Genomic DNA, 3,915 nt, shown 5'->3' with positions numbered 1-3,915 from the left:
GCCGAGGCGCCCGACATCTGGTTCACCGTGGTAACCAATCAGCACGAGGCCACGCACGACCCGGAGCTGACCGCGGCGCGGCAGATCGATCTGGCGGCCGACCCGCGCGACTTGCGCATCGGCGAGACCGGCCTCGACTTCCACTATGACCTCAGCCCGCGCGACATCCAGGCCCGGGTGTTCCGCGTCCACGCGGCGGCGGCGCGGGCGACGGGCCTGCCGCTGGTGGTCCATACCCGCGAGGCGGACGCGGAGATGGCCGCCATACTGGAAGAGGAATACGCCGCCGGGCCGTTCCGCATCCTGATGCACTGCTATACGTCCGGCGCGGAGCTGGCGGCCCGCGCGGCGGCGCTGGGCGCCTGGTTCTCGGTCTCCGGCATCGCCACCTTCAAGGCCGCGCAGGATGTCCGCGAGGTGATCGCGCGGATGCCGGCGGCGCGGATCATCGTCGAGACCGACTGCCCGTACCTCGCGCCCGCGCCGCATCGCGGACGGCGCAACGAGCCGGCCTATGTGGCCCATGTGCTGGCCAAGCTGGCGGAGATCCGCGGCTGGACGCTGGACGAGGCCGAGGCGCGGACCGAGGCCGCATTCTTTGACCTGTTCGACCGGATCCCGCGCCCGGCGACGGTGGGGCCATGACCGGCGTGCTGGAGTTCACCATTCTGGGCTGCGGCTCCTCCGGCGGCGTGCCGCGGGCCGATGGCGAATGGGGCGCCTGCGATCCGACCGACCCAATGAACCTGCGGTCGCGCTGTTCGCTGCTGGTCCGGCGCAAGGGGGAGGGCGCGGAGACCTCGACGACGGCGCTGGTCGACACCTCGCCGGACCTTCGCCTGCAGACCGCGCGCGCCGGCGCCCGGCGGCTGGACGCCGTGCTGCTGACCCACGACCACGCCGACCAGGTGCACGGCATCGACGACGTGCGGGCCTTCTTCATCCGCCAGCGGGCGCGTATCGCCTGCCACATGGACGCGGCGACCGACGCCTCGATGATGCGCCGCTTCGGCTATATCTTCGAAGGCGAGGGGGGCTATCCGGCGATCTGCGACCGGCGCGCCCTTCCAGCCCATGGCGAGACCTGGCAGGTCGATGGGCCTTCGGGTTCGATCCCGGTGGTGACCTTCGACCAGGATCATGGCGGGGTGCGCTCGGTCGGCTATCGGTTCGGCGACGTCGCCTATTCCAGCGACGTGGTCGAGCTCGACGAGCCGGCGTTCGCCGCGCTGGCGGACCTCGACGTGTGGATCGTCGACGCCCTGCGCTACCGGCCGCACCCGACGCATGCGCACCTGGCGCGGACGCTCGCCTGGATCGACCGGTTGAAGCCGCGCCGGGCGATCCTCACCAACCTGCACATCGACCTGGACTATGAGGCGCTGAAGGCGCAACTGCCGCCCGGGGTCGAGCCGGCCCATGACGGCCTGCGGTTTGACCACCGGCTGAGCGGCGGCTTTCTGTGAGGCCCGAACCGCTCAAGCTCGCGTTCCTGGCCTCCGGCAACGGGTCGAGCGCACGCGCCATCGTGGCGGCTATCGGGGCCGGCGCGCTGGCGGCGGAGGCGCGGCTGCTGGTCAGCAACAACCGCGGCGCGCCGGCGCTCAGCTTTGCCGCCGAGGCCGGGATCGCGGCGCTCTGCATCCCGACCCAGGCCGACCCCGTGGCGGCCGACGCGCGGCTGGCGGACACACTGGCGGCGCACGGCGTCGATCTGGTGATCCTGTCCGGCTACCTGCGACAGCTGGGTCCGGCGACCCTGGCGCGCTACGCCGGGCGAATTCTCAACATCCACCCCGGTCCGCTGCCGGCGTTCGGCGGCCACGGCATGTACGGCCGCCGCGTGCATGAGGCGGTGATCGCCGCCGGCGTCGCCGAGAGCGGCATCTGCGTCCACCTGGTCGATGCGGAGTACGATCGCGGTCCGGTGGTTGCGCGGATGAGCGTCCCGGTCCAGCCGGGGGATACCGCAGCGATGCTGGAGGCCAGGGTGACCCGCGAAGAGCCGGCGTTCTTCGTGGCGACGCTGGCGCAGATCGTTGCGGGAGGCCTGGCCCAGCCTGCTCCCGGGGCGCCGTGATTGTGAACCGCGCAGATCGCTGAGACGCGCAGAGACGTGGCGGCTTCCTTCTTCCTCCGCGGGTCTTTGCGATCTCCGCGGTTGACTCGAAGCCGTCCGCGGCGCGAGCGCCCGCCGTCGCCAGCGTGCCGAGGGATTTACCGCGGAGTCCGCTGAGATACGCGGAGCGACCCAGCCCGGGTCACAGGCCGTTGGCCAGGCGGCAAATGCCGCCCCTGTCGTGCAGGATCGGACGGTCCCACCGACCGCCGGAGGCTGCCTCCTCGAAAACGCGCTGGCACCCGGCCGCCTTGAGCGCCTTGGCTTGAAGGGCGTTGCTCTGTTCGTCACCCTTCGACACGCGAGCATAGCCGATCAGCATGCCGCCTCGAGATCGGTGTGGGTGAAATCGTTGCCCTTGAAGAGCAGTGGTTCCCCGGTCTGCTTGGCCAAGGCGTAACTGAAGCAGTCGCCGTAGTTCAGGCCGGCTGGATGGCCGGATCCCTTGCCGAACCGGTCATAGGCGTCGAGGGCCAGGTAGGCTTGCTCCTCGGTCACCGGCTCGATCTTGATGGAGAAGAGGCGCAGCATCTCATCGAAGGCTGCTCGCCGCGGCGCGGCCGTATCCCGCCGCAACACGATCCCAACCTCGACCAGGCTGGCGGACGAAAGCCGGCACACGACGGCGGCCGCGATCTGCGAAAGCAAGGCCTGGGCGTCCAGCTCATCGAACAGGATGGCGATGACGGCCGAGCTATCGATAATCACGATCGGCAGGCCTTAATGCGGCAGACCCTGGTCATCATAGAGAAAGGCCGTGCGGTCCCCGCCTTCCCCGCCCGCCGGGCCGGCGGCGCGCACCAGTTCCAAGATGCGCGCGACCTTCGCGCTTTGGGCCAGCCTCAGCTTCGCAGGCCGCAGGGCTCGTCGTGCACTTGGCTCGCGCGCCAATTCGGCGCGCAAGACCGCGGCGACAACCTCCTCAACGCTTTGACCACGCAGCGCGGCGAGCTGATCGGCCATGGCCTCGATTTCGGCATTGGCTTTGATCGGCATCGTCTTTCTCCATCATGCACAAACGAGCGTTTGTGGAAGCTCCGGCAAGGACCACATCCGCCGACGCATCGGCTCTTTCACAATCCTCTTTCATCACTGTAGCGTATGACAAGCGGCTTTTGATCAAGCAGGCCAGGACCCAGCGCCCTATGCACCTTCAGGGCGCAGCCCAGCAATCGTTCCCCGATTTCATTCTCAGTCACGCCCCCCTTCCGCGTATCTCTGCGATTGCCGCGGTTGGTCCTTGCGACATGAGGGCCTCGGCGCAGTCGCCGGAATCCACCGATCAGGAGGTGTCGGCGGGCGGCGGCGGGGTGTCGTGGCCGTTGGGGCGCGCGCCCGGTGCAGGGCCAGGCTCCGGCGGGGCGGCCGAGGCCACAGCCTTGTGCGGCGCCAGCACCGCGTTGGCCCTGGCGGCTTCCACCGCGAGCTCTTCGCAGAGCCGGGCGATCAGTTGGTCGGGGTCGAGATCGAGGAAGTCTTCTTCCTCGGAAACATCGTCGAGGCGCTCCTGGATCAATCCGAGAAAGTGGAAGGACTCGCCGTCGTCGTCCTGGATCTCCGGGTCCCAGTCGGCGCAGAGCTGCGCCTCGACGCCGCGCTGCAGTTCAAGCCTGCGCTGTCTGACGGCGACCGCGTGGACCTGGGCCTGAGCCTTGGCCGCCTCGGGCTCGCCGCGCAGCCTGTCCTTCTCCAGCTTGCCGTGCAGGGCCACCGACTGGCGCGCGGACCGGGCGAGCTTGACCACGGTGTCGCAGAGCAGCGCCGTGTCCGCCGCCGTCTGCGCCTCAAACGCGCGC

7 protein-coding genes are annotated in these 3,915 nt (G+C 69.6%); 3 read left to right on the top strand and 4 right to left on the bottom strand.

Annotated elements, in window-relative coordinates; genetic code table 11:
* The 3 genes from RMN86_RS05560 to RMN86_RS05550 form a co-directional block, all read left to right on the top strand.
* Positions 1-645, top strand: a 645-nt coding sequence (locus RMN86_RS05560; protein ID WP_309604840.1) for a TatD family hydrolase, incomplete at its 5' end; no start/stop codon positions are given.
* A complete protein-coding gene (locus RMN86_RS05555; RefSeq protein WP_309604839.1) occupies positions 642-1,466 on the top strand; it encodes an MBL fold metallo-hydrolase in 825 nt (274 codons plus the stop codon). The genes RMN86_RS05560 and RMN86_RS05555, both read left to right, overlap by 4 nt.
* The gene (locus RMN86_RS05550; RefSeq protein ID WP_309604838.1) at positions 1,463-2,080 is read left to right on the top strand and encodes a formyltransferase family protein; all 618 of its coding nucleotides are present in this window, start codon (positions 1,463-1,465) and stop codon (positions 2,078-2,080) included. Before RMN86_RS05555 ends, RMN86_RS05550 begins: the two co-directional genes overlap by 4 nt.
* A gap of 181 nt (positions 2,081-2,261) precedes the next feature.
* Here RMN86_RS05550 and RMN86_RS05545 read toward each other — a convergent pair whose 3' ends face one another.
* From RMN86_RS05545 to RMN86_RS05530, 4 genes are all read right to left on the bottom strand, one after another.
* Positions 2,262-2,441: a recombinase family protein gene (locus RMN86_RS05545; protein WP_405041321.1), complete on the bottom strand. Its 180-nt coding sequence runs from the start codon at positions 2,439-2,441 to the stop codon at positions 2,262-2,264.
* The gene (locus RMN86_RS05540) at positions 2,435-2,827 is read right to left on the bottom strand and encodes a type II toxin-antitoxin system VapC family toxin (protein WP_309604837.1); all 393 of its coding nucleotides are present in this window, start codon (positions 2,825-2,827) and stop codon (positions 2,435-2,437) included. The genes RMN86_RS05545 and RMN86_RS05540 overlap by 7 nt, the downstream gene beginning before the upstream one ends.
* 12 nt (positions 2,828-2,839) lie before the next feature.
* Entirely contained in the window at positions 2,840-3,115 is a 276-nt protein-coding gene (locus RMN86_RS05535; protein WP_309604836.1) for a type II toxin-antitoxin system VapB family antitoxin, read from the bottom strand.
* 286 nt (positions 3,116-3,401) lie between these two features.
* On the bottom strand, positions 3,402-3,915 hold a 514-nt coding region (locus tag RMN86_RS05530; RefSeq protein WP_309604835.1), incomplete at its 5' end, for a hypothetical protein.

This window comes from Phenylobacterium sp., assembly GCF_031360265.1.
In the GTDB taxonomy this organism is placed as follows: domain Bacteria; phylum Pseudomonadota; class Alphaproteobacteria; order Caulobacterales; family Caulobacteraceae; genus Phenylobacterium.
Note: the sequence above shows the minus strand (reverse complement) of the source record. Positions and strands in the feature narration are given on the sequence as shown.